Genomic DNA, 19,859 nt, shown 5'->3' with positions numbered 1-19,859 from the left:
ATGTAATAATAACAAATATTTTAGATTTTATATCTAAAAATTTAAGAGCAAAGCCTAAATTTTATAAAATTTGACATATTTTTATTACTTTTAAGCCTTGCACCAAGGCCTATTTTACTATAACCTTCATCCATCCCAAGCTTTAATTGCATCTTTGGAGAATAGTTTATTTTTATGTATAAATCGGCGACAAATTCATTGTTTGTAAAAAAGATAAGAGTATCTTGAAGCTCTTTAAATTTTCTTCTTTTTGGGAAAAAATCAATAGCTTCTTCATAATCTATACCATTTATATAAACTGCTATCTTAGTTTGTTTCTCAAAAAGCTTTTTGCCAAGTATAAAATTTCTGCCCAAAGTCCTATTTTTAATACCAAGTGAATTTAAATTTGAAGGAGATATAAAAATTTGATTTGGTAGATTTTCTAGCAAAAATAGTTTATTTTTTAAATTAAAATGCCGCTGCAAGGCAAATTCGATCTCTTTTTTAGGTCTTCTTTGACTAATAATAAGCGGAGAAAATGGTAAAAATTTTTTTGCTAATTTTTTATTGCTTATGTTTAATATATCTAATAAAATCTTTGAAATTTTATCATCAAGCTCTTTTTCAAAGGATCTTGCATAATTTTTTAGACTAATGCTATCAAAGAAAAGCCAAAGCAAGTAATTGTCAAAAAAGTCAAAAAATTTCTCAAAATTATTATCGCTACTCTTTGAAATCTTCTCCAAAATATAGCTTGTAAGATGCGAGCCACTTCCCAAAAGACCCATAAAATTTACGACAATTTTTATTGCATCCTCTTTATTTAAGCTCTCAAGCTCATTAATCGGATAAGCAAAACTTGGGCTATTTTTTAAAAAAATATCTCTTCTATCGTGGTGCTTTAGGCAGTTTTTTACTAACTTAAAAAAAGAAGCTTGATTTAGTTCTTTGTTCATATTAATTTTTTTGTACCACCTAAAAAGTCATAATTAAGCAAAATTTTACTCTTTATACACTTTATTTTAAGCTCGCAAAATGAATTGATTGAGGCAAATTTTGATAAAAATTTAGCCAAATTTATACCTAAAGTATATACATTTCCAATACTCTCAAATTCGCTTTCATCTATATAGAATATGCATAGTAACCCTCTTTTTGCAAAGCCTTGGTCAACTCTATAAATTTGCTTCGTTTTTATATCATAAAGCGAGTTTGCAAATTTTTTAAAAAACTCATCATCTGGTGTGCTAAAGGTATTAAGAAGTGCTAAAAAAGAGCCCTTCTCTAGTATACTTTGATAGCTAAAAGATAAGATACTAACCAGTTTCCAAAGAAGATTTCCATCTATTTTTACTCGCTTTACACTAGTTGGAATGGTTAAATTTTTAGTTGTTACGCCTTGATGGGACAAAACTCTATCTATCTCGCCAAGTCTTAATTTACAAGGCAAATCACCATTGCAACAAAGTGTATCTATGCTAATGGTTTGATCTTTAGTGTCGCTTTTAAAAAAGGAAATTTCTTTATAAGAGTTTAGTTTTATATCTGTTTTATTGCTGACAAAATAATAATCTTTTGCTCGCTCATCATTTAAAAATTCAAATCTCTCAAAACTTTTATAGTTTTTTAATATCCTTTTTTCATTATTACTACTATGAGCGACCACCTTATTGATTGAAACGATTTCGTAAGCATCGATATTTGAGCGATCTAGAAAAATTCTATATTCGCTTCGTCTATTGTTATTCAAAATAGGCTCGGCACTCATTGCAAATAAATTTATTGCAGGCGTAACAAAAAGAGAAAAATATTCTAGCCTTGGCACATATCCACTTGGCATATCTTTTGAAAATATGAATTTAACATTAAAGCTTTTTGTAGAAAAATTTTTAAGAAAACTAAGACCGTTTAATCGTACAAAATTTAACTTTGAAGGAAAAAATGATAGCTCTTTTAAAAGCTCAAATGCTTCAAATCCAAACTCATCACTCTTTATCAAACGCTCGTCAAACTCATCTAAACTAAGTTTATCAGGGCTTAACTTTATCTCTTGATCGCTATCTTCAAAACTTATTGTAATAAATTTCAAGTAATTTTTTAGCCACATTAAGAGCGTAGAAGAGAAGTAAACATTATCTCCAAGATATAAATTTAAAAAATCTATATCAAATTCTTTAGTGCTAAGCTCGTCCTTTGTAACGCTTATATTTAAATTTAGAAGATAATCGCTCTTATTGTTTGACATAAAAGCTTTTGTTATCTTTAATGGAAGCAAATTTATGTCAAAGATCGTTTGAAATTTGCACGTTATGCCATTGATCTGCTTTGACTCAACTATACTCCCTTTTGGTATAAATTCTCTCACCCCCGAGAAGTCATCTCTTAAGGTAAATTCTTGCATACAAACTGATGGAAAAGGATTTGTATAGCTTGGCATTAAGATATTTACCAAAGACTCAGCGATTAGTGGGATATTTTCATCTAGTTCTTGCCTAATCCTAGATGTTAAAATAGCCATATTTTCTATTATGCTCTCAACATCAGGATCTTTGCTTTTAGTATCTAAAAAGGGTGCTACTTTTGGAAAATTTTTAATAAAAAGGGCTCTTGTTTCATCAAGATATGCCATCTCTTTTTGAAAATAAGCTAGATTATTTTCATTATAATCCATTATAAAATCTCACAATATCTATTGTTTTTAAAAATAACTTTTAGCAAATACTCTTTGAAATTATCGTTTTTATGCTTGTAGTTTATATTAAAGATAATACGCCAAGGCTTTAGTGAGTCATCGTATCCGATAGATGTTACTTCTATTCTATTCTCATTTGAGCTGATTAATTCATATATTGCCATGCCAAGTTTATGACCAAGCTCGTTTATCTCAACACCCATCGACCAAAGATCAATAATGCTATCATTTAATCGGCCGTAGTTACCAAGTCTAGAGTTTAAGATAGTATCAATGTGATCTTTTATGTCGCTGTCTAGATCTTTAAAATATGGACGTAGTTTTGATTCATCACTAAATTCATATAAAATTTTATCTATCAGCGACATAGCAAGCTTACTCTTTGTCTAGTTTTCCGACCAAAGAAAGCTCGAAATTTGCTCCCATAAATTTAAAGTGAGGTCTAGCCAAAAGCTCTATTTTATACCAACCAGGCTCGCCAGCTATATCACTGACGATTACTTTTGCGCTCCTAAATGGTCTTCTACTTCTAACATCTGCTGGTGGATTTTCCTGATCTGAGATGTATTGTCTTAGCCATTCATTTAAGCCGCGCTCAACATCGCTACGCTCTTTCCATGTACCTATCTCTTCTCTTTGAAGCACTTTTAGATAATGAGCCAAACGAGAGATCAAGAACACATAAGGCAGTTGGGTTCCGAGCCTGAAATTTGTCTCAGCAGCTTTACCTTCTGGAGTGTTTGGGAAAATTTTAGGCTTTAGTGCAGAGTTTGCTGAGAAAAATGCAGCGTTATTGCTATCTCTTCTTAAAGTAAGAGCGATAAATCCATTTTCTGAAAGTTCAAATTCTCTTCTATCTGTGATCAAAACTTCGGTTGGAATTTTTGTTTGAACGCTTCCATAATTTTCATAAGTATAAGTTGGAAGATCTTTTACAGCACCGCCACCTTTTGGCCCAATAATATTACCGCACCATCTATAATCAGCAAAACTATCTGTAAGCCTTGTAGCAAACGCATAAGCTCCATTGCCCCAAAGCATATCATCGTGATTATTTACAGTTTCTCTATAATTAAAGCTCTTTATAGGATTATCCTCTGGCACATAAGGAGATCTTGTAAGAAATCTATTTACCATACAACCTGTATATTTTGCATCTTCATTTTCTCTAAAAGTTCTCCATCTTGTATATTGTGGGCCTTCTAGCATACTTTTTAGATCTTTTATATTTTCAAGCTCACCAAAATTATCAAGTCCGAAAAATTTAGCAGAAAGAGATGTAAGAAGTGGTGAATGGCTCATTGCAGCAATTGATGACATTTTATTTAAAAAAGTCATATCTTGATTTGATTTATCTAGCTCATAGTCAGCCACTATCGCACCAACTGGCTCACCACCAAATTGTCCATATTCAGCTGAATAAATTTGTTTATAAAGTGTACTTTGAGTTATATCTAGGTTGTTTTCAAAATCATCTAAAATTTCTTCTTTTGTAGCGTCCAAAAGATCAATTTTTACATTTTCATTAAAATTTGTTCTCTCAACCAAAAACCTAATTCCACGCCAAGTTGATTCTAGCTCTTGAAAAGATTTATTGTGTAAAATTTCATCCATCTGAGCAGATAAAAGGGTATCAATGTGAGCTATCATCTCATCAAGTGCGAGCTTGTTTATTTTATCTTCAGCATTATTTGTTGTGATTATATTTGAAATAAACTCAGCAACTCCTTGCTTTACAACGCTATAGCTCTCATCATCTTTTGAATATTTACTCCTTTGCATTATGCTTTCAATGATAGGAGTTTTAACTTTAGTTTCAGACATTTTTATTCCTTATCTTGTTCGTCTTTAATCTCTAAAAGAAGTTGTTTTCTACTATCTTCATCTTTTATAGCTTCTAAAACCGCTTTTCTAAAATCAGGCATATTGCCCATAGGACCTTTTAGTGCAACTAAAGCTTTTCTAAGCTGTAAAAGTTTTTTTAGCTCAGGAATTTGATTTATAATATTGTCTGGATTAAAATCATGGATGCTCTCAAAATCAAGGTCAATATTTAAATCTTCATTATTAGAATTTAGCTTATTTTTTACAGAGAAATTTGTATGAATATCTAAGCTTTTCATAACCTGATCAAAATTTATTTTATTGATAGAAATCACTTCACGATCTTCAAGTGGAGTTTTGTTTTCACCAGTTAAATTTGCAACTACCATAAGTTTTAATGGAAGCTCTACATCAGCCTCTTGGTCATTTGTCTTAGTTTTATAAACTATATTTATGCGTTCTTTTGGTGGGATTAGATTATCTGCCATAGTAACATCCTTTTTTCATAAATGATTTAAGAATTATATTTAAATAAAATTAAAGGTGATTTAAAAAAACATATTTTATCACACAAATGTTTTTGCCTTTATATATATGTCTGATAAATAATCTTTAAGCTCGGTATTTTCTATGAAATTAACTATTTGTGCATAGGTAGCTTTTGCGTTATTATTCATGCCTTGTGCAGTAAAAATTTTTGATAATTCAAGCATAAAATTAAGCTCGCTTTGAGCACTTGAAGCATGCTTGCTTTTGTCTAGTTCTTTTATTAGATCTTCAAAACTCATATCTTTTTTACTATCACTGCTGGAAGTAAATTCCAAAGAGTTGCTTTTAATAAAAAATTTACTTATATCTTCACTAAAGAAAGCTTCTCCGCTTTGAAATTTGAGCTTTTTTATATCTGGAAATTTATCAATAAAATTTAAAACCATATCACAAACAAGATCACTTTGCCTTGCAAGTCCAGCACTATTTAAAAACTCGCAAAATATCTTAATGCCTTCTATCCAAAATGGATTAAGCGCTAAATTTCTTATAAATTTTTCTAAATCATCAAGATTTAGTTCCTTACTTTTTTTAAAAAGCATAATTAGATTTTCATCAGGATAACGTATCTGAGTTATTTGATCGCTACTTGATGGAAGTACCTTTATTCTGCCCCACATTGCTTCAAAAATTAAAGTATAAGCGGTAAAATTTTTAATATCACTCCTTAAAAGTATTAGTGATAAATTTATAAAATATTCTCTAAATTCTCTATCATTAAATGTGCTAATGTCATTGCCGCTAAATGAAACGCTTTGATGGTAAGTTGGCTCAGTTTTAGTAATTACTTTTGGCTCTTTAGCTTTTAAAATTTCTTCTTTTTTTTCTTCTATATAAAGCGTATCAAAATGTGTGCCAAACTCTTGCGAAAGCTCAGGCACAAGGTCATTAAACGCTTTTGCGTCAGCTTGATCCAAAGCTTTATCATTAGCTTGCGTAAAAAGCTCTATTGTTTGAGCTATTATCTTTTTTTTAGCAGGTAGTTGTTTTTCATTTTTTGCAAGTAAATTTGGCTCTTTTTTTAAAATAGATAGAAAAAAGGCAAAAGCTTTTATAAGCGTCTTAAAAGCCTCTTTATCGTTTAAATTTATAGCAGAAATCGCTAAAAAATTTAAAAGCTTGGCATCAAGACTAAACTCACTTAAGGCTTTTAAAGATGAGCTAAATACGTGATCCCACTTTATGCTATCATGCATCAAAGTTTTATACTTTGACATTTCATCAGTTAAACTAATATAAAGCTCATTCTCTAAAAAATCTTCATTAAATTTATTACAAAAATTATCTTGCACTTACTTATTATCCATAAAATTCTCTATCTTATTATTTAGGATGCTATCGTTTCTGATATTGTTTTGATCCATAGAATATATACTATATAAAAATGCAGCTGCAATCATGGCAATAGCTAGCAAAATGAAATAAAATTTTAAACGCTTTAACGAAAATACCTCAAGAAAACTTTTCTTTGTCTGTTTTAAGTAACTCTTTTCAAATACATTTTCATCGGCCTTTATGAGCGGAGAAACGGCTGCAGCTATATTTTCACAAAGATAAGAAATTTTTTCATTGCAATCTTCTTGTGTTTCATATTTTCCTTTATAGCCAAGCACCAAACAAGCATATATAAATTCTAAGAAATCTTTATTTTTGCCAACATTTTCAAACCACTTATCCATAATGCCAAAGAATTTATTTCCGCCTAGATTTTCATTAAAAAATCTTGTTGTCAGGGTATTATTGGCCCAAAAGCTGTTCATAAAAATTTCATTTTTTAGCAAGCTCTCATCTATAAAGACACAAAGGCAATATCTAAGTCTAATAATATCGTCTTCCTCGTAAATGCCTAGATTTGATATCTTTGAAGTAGTGCTTAAGATATCGTTTATCAATTTTTCACGTAAATTTGCCATTTCACTTTGTGAAAAATTTTGTAATTTTGAAACCCTATTTGCCAAAAGAAGCAATGGTAACACATGATCTAGTGCAAGATTTGTGCCAAGGCCTAAAAGATTTGTTTGACTTAAAACTGAGGTTTCATTTTGATTTTCGTTCATTTTTATCCTTATAATAAAGCCCACATTTTAATATCAGCATTTGGTAAATTTGCCGTTATATAAACGCTAATTATATTTTGATTTACAAAGCTTTTAAAAATTTCATCTTTTTTGTCTATCTTATAGTAGATATAATCGTTTAACTTCGGTAAAGTACTAGGAACAACAGAAATTTGCTCTACGTTTATACCCCTTAGCTGTGAAGAAACTATGCCTTTTATATTTGATTGAGTATGGATTTTGCATTGCTCTTTGAAATTTTTAAGAAGATACTCATTTTTTGTATCGCTGTGAATAGCAAAATAAATTTCTGAGTTTTCAATAATACTTGGATTATCAAAAATACAGTCATAAAAGCCGTGATTATTTTTAACAATCTGTGCCATTATATATTTTGGAGATAAGATATGTGAGAATAAAAGTCTTAGATTATTTATCAAAGGCACAAAAGTTTGAGTTAGATTATTGTGATCGTATGCTATAAATTCGCTAAAACTATTATCGTGACTAAGCGCCAACAGATCAGCCTGAAAATCAACTAATTTTTCATACAAATACTCTGGATGAAATTTATCTTTCTTTAACAAATAAGAGAATATTAAATGCCATTTTTTTAGCATATTTAGTGTTAAATATGTTGAAAAATCAAGTCTATTTTTAGCTTGATCAACACCTCCTAACAACCCAAAATAACTCTCTTGATGTTGCTTTGTAGCAAAGCTAAGCTCCTCTATAAAATTTGTTATGAAGGTGTTTTTACTGATGTCAATACAAGTTGGAATAAATTTTTCGTCAAGCGTTATTTGTTTATTTAGATCTATATTTTTTATTTTACAAATTGGTATGCTAAGCTCGTAAGGCATCTTTGAGCCAAATACTCCAAGAGATGATCTTTGGCTTGCTAGGATTAGATTTTCTTTATCTTGTGTAAAGGCAGAAGATAGTTCAAAATCATCTTTATCGTCTAGCTCGTTTAATATATCGTTGCTAGCTTCATCATGCACTCTTGAGCTAATAAGTGCTTGCTTGGCTGTAAATTTTAAATTTGGTAAATTATTTTGCAAGCTAATATCAACCAAACCTGAGCTAATAGGTAGTTTTAACACTACAATGGCTGAGTTTAGCTCACTTGGACTTATCTCAAGTGGCTCTGGTAATTCATCTTGATCTGGCGCGTTAAAAATCGTACCATCTTGAGAGATACAAGAAATTTTAGTTAGCCCTATTTTGCCTTGAAGCAAAAGATCGCTTGAAATTTCTAAATCTAAAACACCGTATAAATTTGAAAAAGAAGAGATGGTTTTTAGGTTTAAATTTCTCTCAAAATATCTTTCTTGTTGCTCGAAATGAACCTTATCAACGTTCATTCCGTTATACCAAACGACTTTTAGCTTTTCAGACATTTTATTTGCTTGCTTGTATTTTAGAGCTACTAGCGTCTAAAACATTTACGCCATTTTTTGTTATTTCAAAAACTATATTTTTTTCTTTTATCTCTTTTGTAGCTTTATAAGCCTTGATATTTGTCTTGCTCTGATCGGCATAAAGTACCAAAATACCGACATACGGAACCTCGTCAGGATATACATTTGTAAAAGCATATCTATTTGTATTTGGCTGAATTTGTGTTTTTATAGAGTCAATCTTATCATAGCCAAGTATTTCGCCATTTCTCTCGGCTAGATCGATAATGCTAGCTTCTTTAAATTTAGCCACATCTCTTAATTTATAAGCTATGATAGTTATAGGAACATTATCGCCATGATAGTTTAAATTTGAATTTGGCATATTGCTTATAATAAGATCTTTTGCACATCCTGTAAGAAATAGCATAAATACTAAAAAAGATAGAAATTTAAATATTTTTTTCATGAGTTCCTTTACCTGATTTTAATAATATAACTTTTGCGTAATTATATCTAAAAATTTAGATGATGTTCATTTTAAAATTAATGTTCTTAAACAAAACTTTTATATCTGTTCTTATTCTTTTTTATCGTTTTTATTATATTTATTGATCATACTATCTACAGCCACCTGTGTTATTTCCAGTAAGTATACTTGCTCCAGCTTCAGCCGCGGTCTTATTCTACTCGCCCACTTTTATGTTTACCCTCTTGTGGCGTTGTAACCAATCCACATTATAAATACAAATATGGCCTGTATCAAAGAGACGCCGCCTATCGTGACGTCCATTTCTTTCAAATTCTTTTTCGAAAAGTCGCTCTTTTTTATGCCGTTTTTTATCATAAAATATACATTTGTAAGCATGATTAATGCGACTACGGCATCAACATAATATTCTCCGAAAAGAAGTTTTAGGATTATTATACAAATAGCGCCTACTATAAAAAATGCTATTGACCCAAAAAATACAATCCAATTATTCTTCATTACTTATCTGCTTTTTTGTTTTATCTTTTTTACTTTCTACGCTATCTGCAATAGCTTGTCCGGCTGTAGTAATAAAATTTGTTCCTACTTCGGCCGCAGTCTTTAAATCCCCATTGCCTATTTTTATGTTTTTACCAAAATTTCCTGCTATATTGCCGAATGCACCAAAAGTTCCACCGGCAAAACCTTTTCCAACCACTCTCTCTGCATCTACATCTTTTGATCTGTCTTTAAGCTGAGAGTATAGCTCAGTAGATGAGTTGACAAAAGCGCCTCTGACTATTGCTGAGAATAAACCGCTAGCAGCTCCGCCATATGCACCGCCTAATGCATTTATTACTACTTCTGTATGGTCAATATTTTTAAAACTATAGCCGTTATTTATATACTGCGATCCAATATCTATACCTCCGCCTATGGTGGCGCCTGCTACTATACCAGGGGTTTTTGAGCTATCATAAAATTTAATATCTTTTGTTGCATCTTTTATTAAAGTACTAGGACTGCTTTCCGAAGCAGAGAGCTTTGGTTTAGAAGCTGTCACTAAATAACCTTTATCGTTAGTAATTTTATAAACCTCTACCGGTTTATTATTTTTACCTAATTGTTGATATACCACTTTATTTCCCGTTATATCCATACTATGAGCTACATACTCTTTGCCGTTATGTCTTAATATACCGTCGCTACCCAACTTTCCTCCTTTTGGAGTATTGGCTAATAGTTTTTCGTTTATTCTTTCAGTCATTCCTATTTTAGAGATATTTTTAAAATTTCTATTTATCACCGCTGCTTTGTTTATTTTTTAATTTTACATTTGTAAAATTAAACGAATTATTACTTTTTTCAAATTTAACTTTTTGCTTCTTTTGTTTTTTAGGGTTTCTATTTTGTGGTTTATCTGGTATAAATTTTTCAGGTCGAAAAGCCCAAAAAATCACACCGATAGTAGAAATCCACGAAAAGATGCAAAAATAAACTAAATACCCATTTGATTTGTAAATTGTAAATTTAACGAGAAAGTAAAAAACAATAACAATAGGAATAAACAATAATATACCTATTTTTAAAATTTTTATATTTTTAGATTTATTATAGATTATATAACAATGGCAAATAAACTTAAAACAAAAATATAGTACGAGCAAACCCAAAAAATATAAGATAATCCAAGCAACTAATGGGTGATGATTGGCTAAATATACGATTAAATCTACGATTTTATATTGAAATTCTCGCCAGAAAGCATTAAAAAAATCATTCATTACCACTACCGCCGATAGTATTGTCTTTTATTGTATTGCGAAGTTCATAATTTGCTCCTTGAAAAATTGTATGTCTAAAAATATTTCCACCATTTTCTATCATATTATTTAATAATTTATCTTCCCTATTTATTGATTTTGTATTTAAGAAATCTCTCCATTGCTTTGATATTGCCCCAATTGAATGCTTTACTTCTCGCAAAATTTGAGAAATTTGATTCATACTTAGTATCATCATCTCTATTTTTGTTTATATCTCTATGATCTTGTATATCCATCGATCTTTGGTTTTCATGAGTTATGGTCTTTACCAGATCTTTCGTATCGGTTATGTTTTTGAAATTTATATAACTAGCACCGGTTTGCAAACTCGTATAACCTTTTATTTTTTCGTCATTATATCCTCCTCTTTCATTTTTTGTACATAAGGCTATGCGGTATAGTCTTTCTCAAAGCTTTCTTGAAAGCCTTTAAGAAAATTCTTTACAAAGGCTCTACTATGAAGCTCTTCATCTTTACTGTTAAGCTTACTGAAGCTTAACAGTTGGCAGTAGCTGGATATTCCTTGGGGTATTTTAAAGGTAACCTAAAATAAAAGATAGAAGCAAGAATTTAAAGCAAATTTATTTTTATGGTATTAAAAGGGTGATGACTTTATAATCGTTAGAATTTTTAAGAGACTGTCCCACTTTAGCAACTAAGTGTTCCACTCTTAAAGGAAATTTTAAAGAAAGGGAAAGAACAAAAGCATCACTGCTAGTGCCTAAAATAGTGTGTTTTGGTGTCACGGGGGAGACTTGAACTCCCGACCTCCGGCTTATGAGGATTTTTTATGTGAGCTCACAAAAGCCTGAAATACGCACTTTAGACGATTTTTTACTTAGTCGTTACATAAAACTGTTCCATTTTTGACCGGTTGGCTATTAAATATGGGACAACACTTAAGGGAGCGAAACGGTATATATTACTACCGAGTCACACTTGCTCCAAGCATCAGAAAATTTTTTAACGAAAAGCGAGAAATTTGCTTCTCCACATCCACTAATCTCTTGGAAAAAGCCAGAAAAAGGGCTAAAATTCTAGATAATAATCTTTACCTGATAAAAAGGGCGGTTCACATGAATCTTAGTGATAACATAATCCAATCTTTTGTAAATTCTTTTATGAAAGTAAAGCTTAGCAAGAGCATCAAAGAGCACTCTCTTCTTAACAAGAAAATGGATGTAGAATTTCTAAATGCGCTCAATGACTACTTTAAACAAAGTTTGATAGATGGCGATCTACCTCAAATTTTAATTAAGGATATAAGCAATATCACTAACACTGCTGGCGCTCTTGGTAGTAAGGATAAAGAGAACATAGGGCAAACTCTTTTAGAGAAGAATATACTAACACTTAACTATCTTGTATCAAAGCTTGAGAAGAGCAGCGTGCTCTTTGATGATAAGCGTGAGCAATACTTTCTCGAAGATGATTCTAGTGATAACTTAGCCAAACATGCCAAACCTAGTTCGTTTGACGCTAAGGACATAGCTTCATTCCAAGAAAATATAAAAGAGCTTGAAGATAGCGGTTGTTTGCCTATTACGGATGGACAGCTTAAGGCTATGGCTCAGAGGATTAGCGAAACGGTTTATGCCATACTAGATCAAAAGTATGGCTCGACCTCAAATTTAAAGCTAGTAAGAACAAATAATAGCCATAGAAGCATGGAAGATATCATAATGGATCCAAATCCACCAAAAAATATCAAGATAAAATTAGATGACGATAGTAGCTTTAGTATTTTTAATCCTAGCGCCCAAGTAACACAAGAGTATGAGATCAGGCAAGCATTGCAAGTGGCATCTGGCTCTAGCAATCAATTCACAGCTTTAAATTTAGAAGATCAAAAGAGCTTAAAGGATGCATTTCATATATTTGAAACAAACACTAAAAGAGCTGACAAGTGGTCGCCAGATACGCAAAGATTAGTTACTGGCGTAAAAAAGCTCTTATTTTTATACTTTAAAGAAGATACGCCAGTTTATAAGATCACGAGAGATAACTTGCTTGAATTTAGAGATCTTCTTTATAAAGTTCCAACTAAGCTAGCCCAAAAGAGTAGGTATAAAGATAAAAGTTTATCTCAGATACTTAAGCTAGGTGAAAAGGACGATAAACTCTCTGAGCCTACTATCCAAAAATATATGATAAGGGTTATTCAGTTTTTTAACTACTGCTTTGATAGTGGCTATATAGGTAAAAGCATAACTGCAAAAATGAACGTCAAGATAGACATAGACCCTAGCGAAAGGGCAGTGCTTCCATACGAAGCATCAGAAGCTAGGAAGATCTTTGAGATAGTAACTAGTATCAAACAAAGTGGTAAATCACCAAGTTCAAGGATAGAGGCTAGTGAGCTCTACTACGTCACAATGATAGCTGCTTATAGTGGCATGAGGATAAAAGAGATCACACAACTTCATAAAGAAGATATAGTCTTAAAAGATGGAATTTACTGCTTTAACATCAATACAAATGATGGTAAAACTACCAAGACTAAAAATAGTATTAGATTTGTGCCTATTCATAGTAAGCTCATAGATCTAGGTTTGCTAAAATATGTTAATAGCAAGAAAAGCGGAAATATATTTAAGGTAAGCAATAAGGACTTCTCTGAAATTTTTAGAAGCCAGATCCAAAGAAAGTTTATAGACAAAGACTCTAAAAAGACCTTTTACTCTTTTAGACACTACTTTATAGACTATCTAGTGCAGCGCGAGGTAGAAGCTAACCTTATAGCTCAGATAGTAGGACATGAAAAGCAGTATAAAATTTTGCTAAACACTTATGCTAAGCCTATTAATGCAAACACACTAAAGAGTAAAGTAGAGATGGTATCGTATGAAAATGAATAGGAATAAATTTCAAAGCATGAGCTTTAAGACTATTCTTATATCTTATTTAGTATTATTTTAGGTATTAAATAAAGGATAAAAATGCAAACCATACGCAAAGCAATATCATATGGCACAGCACTTAAGGAAAAGAAGTTGAATTTTGAGGCTAACTACTCTAAAACTAAATGCTTTTATATTTTATAAGTATTGTTATATAATTCATAAAAATTAAAAAGGTTTTTTGTGACTTACAGAGTAGGAAGTTTATTTGCTGGAGTTGGTGGTGTGTGCCAAGCATTTAAAAATTCAAATTGTAATGTTGTATGGGCAAATGAAATTGATAAAGACGCTTGTAAAACTTACAGATTGAATCACGTCAGCACCAACCTCATTGAAGGAGATGTTAAAAAGTTAAATGGTAAAAATTTAAGTGATATAGATATATTAACAGCAGGTTTTCCTTGTCAGCCCTTTTCACTTGCTGGACATGGCAGAGGGTTTGAAGATGAACGTGGTAAGCTTTTTTTTGAAGTATCAAGATTACTAAAAGAATTAAGGCCGAAAGCCTTTTTTTTAGAGAATGTTAAAACCATAGCTTCTCATAATAACGGTGAAACTTTTAAAACCATTAGAAATGAGATAAAAAGAGCTGGATATTCTTTTATACCATTTATATTAAACGCTGCAAAGTATACAGACATACCACAGGGAAGGGAAAGAATTTATATTGTAGGCTTTAAGGATGAAGACGACTATTTATTTGAAAAACCTATAAAAGAAAATATAAAAGAAACGGAACAATCCAATCTACTATCTAGCAAGTTTAAAATTCCCAAGGAAACAAATAAGAAACCAAAAAGTATAAAATTCTTTCTAGATAACTCGTGCGTTACCTTGACTGATATTTATAACGACAAAAATAATAAAATTCACCGTAAAGTGATAGAGAGTGTTGTGGATGAAAATATTGTTTATCAGTATAGACGCTATTATGTTCGCCCTAATAAATCAAATGTGTGCCCTACTCTAACTGCAAATATGGGTGCAGGTGGACACAATATACCAATTATATTAGATGATGGTGTAATAAGAAGATTAACCCCAAAAGAATGTTTTAATTTACAAGGCTTTTCAAGGGACTTTATACTCCCATCAAACATATCAAGAGCACAGTTGTATAAGCAGGCTGGAAATTCTGTTGTTGTGCCAATGGTTGAAAAAATTGCAAAAGAGATTGTAGCGGTGTTGGATGGATCCGATAGAAATTAATCCAAATGTTGCAAATTTTATCAAATCGCTTCGCGACATAGGGTATACTTTCGAGGTAGCAGTTGCAGATATCATTGATAACAGTATATCAGCTGGCGCAAATGATATAAAAATTTATGCCATACAGCATCCTGAACCGTTTTTTTGCATTCTAGATAATGGTGCGGGAATGGACGAAGATGAACTAATAGAAGCTATGAGGCTATCATCAAAAAATCCAGATGAGAAAAGAAATGATATCGCACTTGGTAAATTTGGTTTAGGTCTTAAAACGGCTTCATTTTCTCAATGTAAAAAACTTACCGTTGTATCAAAAAAATGTAATCAGATAAACATTAAACAATGGGACTTGGACTATATCTCTAAAAGCGATAAATGGCTACTTTTGACGCCTGAGTTGAGCGAGTATAAAAATCTTGAAATCTTTAAAGATTTTTATAAAAACGATAATTCTACTCTTGTTGTATGGGAAGATATGGACAAAATCGAGCAAATTTCAGAATGTTTAGAACCGCTAAGAGAGCATTTGTCTTTGGTTTTTCATCAATTTTTAGAGGGAGCTGACGGCGCAAGAAAAATAAAAATATCCATCAACAATAATCCATTAATACCTTTTAATCCGTTTAATCCAACACATGATGCAACCTTTATGAAATCTACAGAAATAATTAAATACAACGAAAAAGAAATAAAAATTACTCCATTTATCTTACCGCATCATTCAAAAGTGACTTTATCGGAATGGGAAAAATATAGTGGGAGAGAAGGCTATATAAAATCTCAAGGTTTTTATCTATACAGAGCCCACAGGCTACTTGTTTACGGTAAATGGTGGGGTATTCTTAAATCTAGCGATACAACAAAGCTTGTTCGTATAAAGATTGAAATTTCAAACGATCAAGACGAGTTGTGGAATATTGATGTAAAAAAGTCTATCGCAAATCCAGTTGCTGGCTTGAAAGAAGAGCTTAAAAGAGTTGCTCTATACTCCATAAAAGATGGGGTAAAGCCCTTTTTCACTCGTGGTCGTAAAATAAATGACAAAAATGTTATTAGATTTTGGGATTTAGTTTGCGAAGATAGCAAAATTTATTTTGCAATAAATAAAGAAAATCCAATGCATCAAAAATTATTAGATTTATTGGATTTGCAAACGAGAGAACTATTTCAGCTATACCTAAAATCACTTGAGGCATGCATACCATTAGAAGCTATACAGGTACAGGTCCAGCAAAATCCACATAATTTTAGGCAAGAGGGTATTATTTCAAATACAGAAGCGGTTAAAATACTGGAATATCTAAAAAATATAGGACTTAGCGAAGATGAAATTAAAAAAATAGAGATTTTTAAAAAATATAAGGAGCCGTTGGATGGAATGTAGTTTTTATGAAGAAGTTTTTAATTTTTCAAAAAGTAGTTTGACCAACAAGTACTCTAAACAGAATGAGGTTTTACAAGAGGAAGATATTGACAACGAAATATCTCGAGTAAAAAGATTTATTAAGTCCGACATTAAAGTTGATATATTTAACCAAGACGGCGATTTTTCAGATAATGATTATGAAAAACTAAAAGACGACTTAGAGAAATATTTTAATGTAAGGATGAGTACGGGCTTAGTAATAAAAGGCGATGAACAAAAACGACGCAATACGTCTTGGTATAGCATAAACACAAAAGCCAATAATAGTAATTTTTACTGGGATAGATTGGAAAAATTTTATAAAGGCTTATTGCCTCCGCAAGTTATCAAGACTGTAGATGATGATACTGATATGATAATGAATCAAATTGGAGATCCAAGAGAGAATAAATTTAGTGTATACGGTATGGTTGTAGGGCATGTTCAGTCTGGCAAAACTTCAAACTATGCTTCCTTGATATGTAAGGCTGCCGATATTGGTTATAAATTTATAGTTATTGTTGCTGGAGATAAAAACAATCTTAGAAACCAGACTCAAATTCGTATAAATGAGGCTTTTGTTGGTAAAAATGACTCAAAAATAGTCGGGGTTGGACTTGATGATTTGCCTAATGCAAATAGAATGCAACCCATTAGCTTGACTACGGAAATAAGCGATTTTAATACAACAGATGCACGTAAAAACTCACAAGGTGTAAATTTTGATAATATTAATACGCCAGTACTTTTGGTTATAAAGAAAAACGCAAGCACTCTTTCCAATGTCATAAGATGGATCAAGTTTCATTATAATAATAAAATTTCAAAACATGCCATGTTATTGATAGATGACGAGTCTGACTATGCCTCCATAAATACAAAAGAGGAGGGTGATCCAACCACTATAAATAAAGAATTAAGGGCTCTTTTGGAGCTTTTCGAAAAAAGCTCTTATGTTGCATATACTGCCACACCTTATGCAAATATTTTTATAGATCATACAATAGAAGATGAGCAAAGCGTAAAAATTAAAAACATGAATGAGCAGATTTCTAAAGATTTATTTCCAAGAGATTTTATATATGCCCTTGATGCACCAACTAATTATTTCGGCGCCGAAAAGATTTTTATAGATAATCCTGATAAATATTTAATAGATATTAATGATTATGATGAAAAGATTCCTTTAAAACATAAAAAAGATCACCTTATATCAGAATTGCCACAAAGTCTATACGAGGCTATAAATGTATTTATACTAAATGTGGCAACAAGGGATTTAAGGGGTCAAATTAAGCATAATAGCATGCTTGTTAATATTAGTCGCTTTTCTGATGTGCACGAAAAAATTGAATGTTTGATAGATGAATATTTAAAAGCGTTAAAAAATGATATTAATGCTTTTATTTTACTTCCAAATTCAGTAAAACAAAGTAGCTTGATACTAAACTTAAAGAATATTTTTGAGACAAAATTTGATATAGAATTTTCATGGTTAGAGATTTCAAAAAAATTATCCGAAATCGCAAATAGTATTCAAGTAATAGCGGTTTACCAAAATAGTAAGAAGCCGCTTAAATATAATACTGGCGAAAGAGTAAATGTCATTGCGGTTGGAGGACTTAGCCTATCACGTGGCTTTACTCTAGAAGGACTCAGTGTTAGTTATTTTATAAGAAGTACAATATTCTATGATACGCTTATGCAGATGGGTAGATGGTTTGGGTATAGACAAGGCTATGAGGATTTATGTAAAATTTATATGCCAAAAGATATTCAAAACTATTTTAGATTTATTATTGAGGCTACAAATGAGCTTATGTATAAATTTAAAGAGATGGCGGAAGATGGTCTAACTCCTTATAATTTTGGACTAGCTGTCAGACAAGATCCAAACAGTCAATTACAAATTACAGCCAAAAATAAGATGAAAAACGCAGAAGAAAAATGTATGTCATTGGATTTAAGTGGAAAGCTAATAGAAACCGTAAGATTTGCTAAAAACCCACAACTACACGATAATAATTTAAATATTTTAAAAGAGCTTATAGAATCACTTAATAGAGGTAGTAAAAAAGGAAGCGCCACTATATATAAAAATATAGATAAAATGGAAATATTAAAATTTATAAATAACTTTAGTGTTATAAAAGCACATATGCAGTTAGATTTTATAAGGGCGTATCTGGAAGATAAGAATACAGTGTGGGATGTTGTTCTTTATGGAGGAAGGGGTATGTTTTTAGAAAAATTTGGGATAAATATGGAAGAGCGCTCAAAATTGCAAGACAAGGGTGATTACATAGAACTTGGGAATAGAAAACTATCGGCAGGAGATCCTGAGAAAGCATTACTAGATGATGAAATTTATGAACAAAGCAAGAAAGAAAAAAGGGGCGACAGGTCTTCATTTTTAAGAAAAAATTTGAAAAATCCAATTTTAATGTTACATATACTAGACACTAAGAACAATCAAATCGGCTTTGGTTGCGATATATTACCAGCCTATGGCGTTTGTTTTCCTAATGATGGTGTTTGTAGTAGCTCTCAAACTATTAAATATTTAATCAATAAGGTATATCAAGAAGAGATGCTTTTTGAATTTGAAGAATTAGAAGAGCAAGATGATTAATCCTTGGAATGATATGAAAAATAATACCAGAAGAAGGATTAATGGTGACAATAGATATGATATTTTTTGGATAGTGGATTTGGATGGAAGATATACTTTTGGCATTGAACTAGATTTTTGTATAAAAACTAGTAAAAAGAGTATAAAATTTATTGGTTTAAATACACTAAGAAAAGATTTTAAAGATGCTACCAAATTTTATATAGCACTAAACGATAATTCCAATTGGCAACTATTTGTATTGGTTTGCAACGATATTATTTCTCTTTTAAATACTTGCAATAATAATGAAAATGTTTTAGACAATATAGAAGCAAGACTCCTAAAATGGAAAAAATTTTTTATTTCAAATGATGATGATTTTGGGACAGAAAGGCAAATGGGGCTATTTGGTGAACTTAGTTTTTTAAATAATATTGCAGCTAAACAAGTTGGTTTTGAAGAGGCATTAAGTTCTTGGGTTGGGGCAGATTTTGATAAACAAGACTTTTTATTTAATGACTGCGCTGTTGAGATTAAAACGTATAAAGCTTCAAAGTCACCACATGTTATAATTTCATCTGCTTATCAACTTTATACAACTAAAGAAAAATTATATCTCGCGGTATACTCTTTATCTATAAATTCGCAAGGACTTAGTGTTGAGGATATCATAAAGAGTATAGAAGTAAAGGTCGCTGACGTAGAATCATTTTATAAAAAGCTTTTTTCGTATGGCTATAAATCAAATTTCCAAGTAGAACTATTAAAATTTAAAATAGATAAAATTTTATTTTTTAATGTAGATAATAAATTTCCAAAAATTACTTCCATAGATATAGATTCCAGAATTCATAACGTAAAATATACGGTAGATTTATTAAAATGCAATGAATTTTTGTTGGATAGAATAAAACTTTAAAGGCAAA

Annotated in this window: 18 protein-coding genes; 5 read left to right on the top strand and 13 right to left on the bottom strand. The window is 31.1% G+C overall.

What is annotated here, in order from left to right:
• Positions 1-41: 41 nt before the first annotated feature.
• The 13 genes from A3854_RS08015 to A3854_RS09505 form a co-directional block, all read right to left on the bottom strand.
• Positions 42-938 (bottom strand): type VI secretion system baseplate subunit TssG, encoded by an 897-nt coding sequence (locus A3854_RS08015; protein ID WP_084042031.1) that lies wholly within the window; start codon positions 936-938, stop codon positions 42-44.
• Positions 935-2,653 carry a type VI secretion system baseplate subunit TssF gene (tssF, locus tag A3854_RS08010; protein ID WP_084042030.1) on the bottom strand — a complete coding sequence of 573 codons (1,719 nt, stop codon included), beginning with the start codon at positions 2,651-2,653 and terminating at the stop codon, positions 935-937. Before tssF ends, A3854_RS08015 begins: the two co-directional genes overlap by 4 nt.
• Entirely contained in the window at positions 2,653-3,042 is a 390-nt protein-coding gene (locus A3854_RS08005) for a hypothetical protein (protein WP_054195920.1), read from the bottom strand. The genes tssF and A3854_RS08005 overlap by 1 nt, the downstream gene beginning before the upstream one ends.
• Positions 3,043-3,049: 7 nt before the next feature.
• The gene (gene tssC, locus A3854_RS08000) at positions 3,050-4,498 is read right to left on the bottom strand and encodes a type VI secretion system contractile sheath large subunit (protein ID WP_054195919.1); all 1,449 of its coding nucleotides are present in this window, start codon (positions 4,496-4,498) and stop codon (positions 3,050-3,052) included.
• A 2-nt stretch (positions 4,499-4,500) separates the two neighbouring features.
• Positions 4,501-4,986: a type VI secretion system contractile sheath small subunit gene (tssB, locus tag A3854_RS07995; RefSeq protein WP_084042029.1), complete on the bottom strand. Its 486-nt coding sequence runs from the start codon at positions 4,984-4,986 to the stop codon at positions 4,501-4,503.
• Between the two features lie 78 nt (positions 4,987-5,064).
• On the bottom strand, positions 5,065-6,339 hold the full coding sequence (locus A3854_RS07990; protein WP_084042028.1) for a type VI secretion system domain-containing protein: 1,275 nt from the start codon (positions 6,337-6,339) through the stop codon (positions 5,065-5,067).
• Positions 6,340-7,104 (bottom strand): type IVB secretion system protein IcmH/DotU, encoded by a 765-nt coding sequence (gene icmH / locus A3854_RS07985; protein WP_084042027.1) that lies wholly within the window; start codon positions 7,102-7,104, stop codon positions 6,340-6,342. It abuts the gene before it with no gap.
• A gap of 8 nt (positions 7,105-7,112) precedes the next feature.
• Positions 7,113-8,507, bottom strand: coding sequence for a type VI secretion system baseplate subunit TssK (tssK, locus tag A3854_RS07980; RefSeq protein ID WP_084042026.1), 1,395 nt, complete (start codon positions 8,505-8,507; stop codon positions 7,113-7,115).
• Between the two features lies 1 nt (position 8,508).
• On the bottom strand, positions 8,509-8,976 hold the full coding sequence (gene tssJ, locus A3854_RS07975) for a type VI secretion system lipoprotein TssJ (RefSeq protein ID WP_054195914.1): 468 nt from the start codon (positions 8,974-8,976) through the stop codon (positions 8,509-8,511).
• 237 nt (positions 8,977-9,213) lie between these two features.
• Positions 9,214-9,498 carry a hypothetical protein gene (locus A3854_RS07970; RefSeq protein WP_084042025.1) on the bottom strand — a complete coding sequence of 95 codons (285 nt, stop codon included), beginning with the start codon at positions 9,496-9,498 and terminating at the stop codon, positions 9,214-9,216.
• Positions 9,488-10,285 (bottom strand): hypothetical protein, encoded by a 798-nt coding sequence (locus tag A3854_RS07965; RefSeq protein WP_084042024.1) that lies wholly within the window; start codon positions 10,283-10,285, stop codon positions 9,488-9,490. Before A3854_RS07965 ends, A3854_RS07970 begins: the two co-directional genes overlap by 11 nt.
• Positions 10,275-10,763: a hypothetical protein gene (locus A3854_RS07960; protein ID WP_084042023.1), complete on the bottom strand. Its 489-nt coding sequence runs from the start codon at positions 10,761-10,763 to the stop codon at positions 10,275-10,277. Before A3854_RS07960 ends, A3854_RS07965 begins: the two co-directional genes overlap by 11 nt.
• A complete protein-coding gene (locus A3854_RS09505) occupies positions 10,756-10,998 on the bottom strand; it encodes a hypothetical protein (RefSeq protein ID WP_141081842.1) in 243 nt (80 codons plus the stop codon). The genes A3854_RS07960 and A3854_RS09505 overlap by 8 nt, the downstream gene beginning before the upstream one ends.
• Before the next feature lie 883 nt (positions 10,999-11,881).
• Between A3854_RS09505 and A3854_RS07950 the strand changes: the two genes are divergently transcribed.
• From A3854_RS07950 to A3854_RS07930, 5 genes are all read left to right on the top strand, one after another.
• On the top strand, positions 11,882-13,663 hold the full coding sequence (locus tag A3854_RS07950; protein WP_084042021.1) for a site-specific integrase: 1,782 nt from the start codon (positions 11,882-11,884) through the stop codon (positions 13,661-13,663).
• A gap of 225 nt (positions 13,664-13,888) precedes the next feature.
• Positions 13,889-14,914, top strand: a complete 1,026-nt coding sequence (locus A3854_RS07945; protein ID WP_084042020.1) for a DNA cytosine methyltransferase — start codon at positions 13,889-13,891, stop codon at positions 14,912-14,914.
• Positions 14,895-16,298 carry an ATP-binding protein gene (locus A3854_RS07940; RefSeq protein ID WP_084042019.1) on the top strand — a complete coding sequence of 468 codons (1,404 nt, stop codon included), beginning with the start codon at positions 14,895-14,897 and terminating at the stop codon, positions 16,296-16,298. The genes A3854_RS07945 and A3854_RS07940 overlap by 20 nt, the downstream gene beginning before the upstream one ends.
• Complete coding sequence (locus A3854_RS07935) at positions 16,288-18,951, top strand: Z1 domain-containing protein (RefSeq protein ID WP_084042018.1); 2,664 nt, start codon at positions 16,288-16,290, stop codon at positions 18,949-18,951. The genes A3854_RS07940 and A3854_RS07935 overlap by 11 nt, the downstream gene beginning before the upstream one ends.
• Complete coding sequence (locus tag A3854_RS07930; protein ID WP_084042017.1) at positions 18,944-19,852, top strand: PD-(D/E)XK motif protein; 909 nt, start codon at positions 18,944-18,946, stop codon at positions 19,850-19,852. Before A3854_RS07935 ends, A3854_RS07930 begins: the two co-directional genes overlap by 8 nt.
• Positions 19,853-19,859: the final 7 nt, after the last annotated feature.

It is taken from the genome of Campylobacter concisus, assembly GCF_002092845.1.
Classification (GTDB): domain Bacteria; phylum Campylobacterota; class Campylobacteria; order Campylobacterales; family Campylobacteraceae; genus Campylobacter_A; species Campylobacter_A concisus_AQ.
The sequence above is the reverse complement of the archived record's forward strand: the minus strand, read 5'-3'. Positions and strand labels throughout refer to the sequence as shown.

Bases quoted from the DNA above. Each gene is read 5' to 3' on its own strand.
- A3854_RS08015 (WP_084042031.1), bottom strand. From the start codon at position 938: ATGAACAAAGAACTAAATCAAGCTTCTTTTTTTAAGTTAGTAAAAAAC.
- tssF (WP_084042030.1), bottom strand. From the start codon at position 2,653: ATGGATTATAATGAAAATAATCTAGCTTATTTTCAAAAAGAGATGGCA.
- A3854_RS08005 (WP_054195920.1), bottom strand. From the start codon at position 3,042: ATGTCGCTGATAGATAAAATTTTATATGAATTTAGTGATGAATCAAAA.
- tssC (WP_054195919.1), bottom strand. From the start codon at position 4,498: ATGTCTGAAACTAAAGTTAAAACTCCTATCATTGAAAGCATAATGCAA.
- tssB (WP_084042029.1), bottom strand. From the start codon at position 4,986: ATGGCAGATAATCTAATCCCACCAAAAGAACGCATAAATATAGTTTAT.
- icmH (WP_084042027.1), bottom strand. From the start codon at position 7,104: ATGAACGAAAATCAAAATGAAACCTCAGTTTTAAGTCAAACAAATCTT.
- tssK (WP_084042026.1), bottom strand. From the start codon at position 8,507: ATGTCTGAAAAGCTAAAAGTCGTTTGGTATAACGGAATGAACGTTGAT.
- tssJ (WP_054195914.1), bottom strand. From the start codon at position 8,976: ATGAAAAAAATATTTAAATTTCTATCTTTTTTAGTATTTATGCTATTT.
- A3854_RS07970 (WP_084042025.1), bottom strand. From the start codon at position 9,498: ATGAAGAATAATTGGATTGTATTTTTTGGGTCAATAGCATTTTTTATA.
- A3854_RS07960 (WP_084042023.1), bottom strand. From the start codon at position 10,763: ATGAATGATTTTTTTAATGCTTTCTGGCGAGAATTTCAATATAAAATC.
- A3854_RS09505 (WP_141081842.1), bottom strand. From the start codon at position 10,998: ATGATACTAAGTATGAATCAAATTTCTCAAATTTTGCGAGAAGTAAAG.
- A3854_RS07950 (WP_084042021.1), top strand. From the start codon at position 11,882: ATGAATCTTAGTGATAACATAATCCAATCTTTTGTAAATTCTTTTATG.
- A3854_RS07940 (WP_084042019.1), top strand. From the start codon at position 14,895: ATGGATCCGATAGAAATTAATCCAAATGTTGCAAATTTTATCAAATCG.
- A3854_RS07935 (WP_084042018.1), top strand. From the start codon at position 16,288: ATGGAATGTAGTTTTTATGAAGAAGTTTTTAATTTTTCAAAAAGTAGT.
- A3854_RS07930 (WP_084042017.1), top strand. From the start codon at position 18,944: ATGATTAATCCTTGGAATGATATGAAAAATAATACCAGAAGAAGGATT.